The sequence below is a fragment of the Streptomyces sp. NPDC059785 genome, from assembly GCF_042732375.1.
In the GTDB taxonomy this organism is placed as follows: Bacteria; Actinomycetota; Actinomycetes; order Streptomycetales; family Streptomycetaceae; genus Streptomyces.
In genome coordinates this window covers 1-1,430 of the sequence record NZ_JBHWHV010000134.1, presented here as the reverse complement: position 1 = coordinate 1,430, position 1,430 = coordinate 1, and the positions used below count along the sequence as shown (strand labels likewise).

At 66.9% G+C, this 1,430-nt stretch carries 1 protein-coding gene; it reads left to right on the top strand.

From position 1 onward, the window contains the following. Positions 1-162: 162 nt before the first annotated feature. Positions 163-1,401: an IS256 family transposase gene (locus tag ACFV6E_RS42800; RefSeq protein ID WP_385177970.1), complete on the top strand. Its 1,239-nt coding sequence runs from the start codon at positions 163-165 to the stop codon at positions 1,399-1,401. Positions 1,402-1,430 lie beyond the last annotated feature (29 nt).

Sequence of the window (1,430 nt, the reverse complement as noted above, 5' to 3'; positions counted from 1 at the left end):
AGGATCGTGTCCCTCGTCGTGGTGTTGGGGATCAACGACCGGGAGTGCGCGGGCGTCTGCCCGGGGCGCACTTCCATGGATGGGTCCCGCTCCCTGAACAGGAGGCGGGCCATCGCGTAACTGTCCTTGGTGAACGCCCAGTTCAACCACGAGGAGTGCGCGATGGCCCTGTCCCAGTCTGAACTGATACGGCTGCTGGAGTCACTACGCTCGACCGACGGAATCGAGCTCGTCCGCGCCATCGCGGAGCGGATGGTGCAGGAGCTGATCGAGGCCGAAGCAACGGCCCACATCGGCGCCGAGTGGAACGAGCACACACCGACCCGGACCACCATCCGCAACGGGCACCGCGAGAAGGTGCTGACCACGCTGGCCGGCGACCTGGACCTGGAGATCCCCAAGGTCCGCACCGGCAGCTTCTTCCCCTCGCTGCTGGAGCGCCGGCGCCGCATCGACCAGGCCCTCTACGCCGTCATCATGGAGGCGTACGTGCACGGCGTCTCCACGCGCGGCGTCGATGACCTGGTCAAAGCACTCGGCGGGGACAGCGGCATCTCCAAGTCGGAGGTCTCCCGGATCTGTCAGGCGCTGGACGAGCCGCTGACCGCGTTCCGCACCCGGCCCCTGGACCATGTCCGCTTCCCCTACGTCTACCTGGACGCGACCTACTGCAAGGCGCGGGTGAACCACCAGATCGTCTCGCGGGCCGTGGTGGTCGCCACCGGCATCACCGAGGACGGCAACCGCGAGGTCCTCGGGCTGATGGTCGGCGACAGCGAGAGCGAGGCGTTCTGGAAGGAGTTCCTGCGCTCGCTGCGAGAGCGCGGCCTGTCCGGTGTCCGCTTAGTCGTCACCGACCAGCACTCGGGCCTGGTCGCCGCGGTCCGCAAGGTCATGCTCGGCACCGCTTGGCAGCGTTGTCGTGTCCATTTCCTGCGCAACGTCTTCGGCGTGATCGACCGGGACTCGGGCGAGATGGTGGCGGCGACGATCCGCACCATCTTCACCCAGCCCACCGCGGAGCTCGTGCGCACCCAGCTCGACACCGTCGCCGACATGCTCGGGCAGCAGTTCCCCAAGGTCAAAGCCATGCTGCTGGACGCGAAGGAGGACCTGACCGCGTTCGCGGACTTCCCGCCCCGGCACTGGAAGAAGATCCAGTCCACGAACCCGCTGGAACGGATCAACCGGGAGATCAAGCGCAGGACCGACGTCGTCCAGGTCTTCCCCAATGACGACGCCCTGTTGCGGCTGGTCACCGCCGTGCTCTTCGAGATGCACGACGAGTGGATCGCTTTCCCCCGCCGCTACCTCCCCGAAGGCAGCATGGACGCGCTCTATCCCGAACTCCCCGAAAGCGCCCCCGCGCTACCCAACACCACCAACACAACGGTCAGCTGACCCCCAACACCACGACGAGGGACACGACC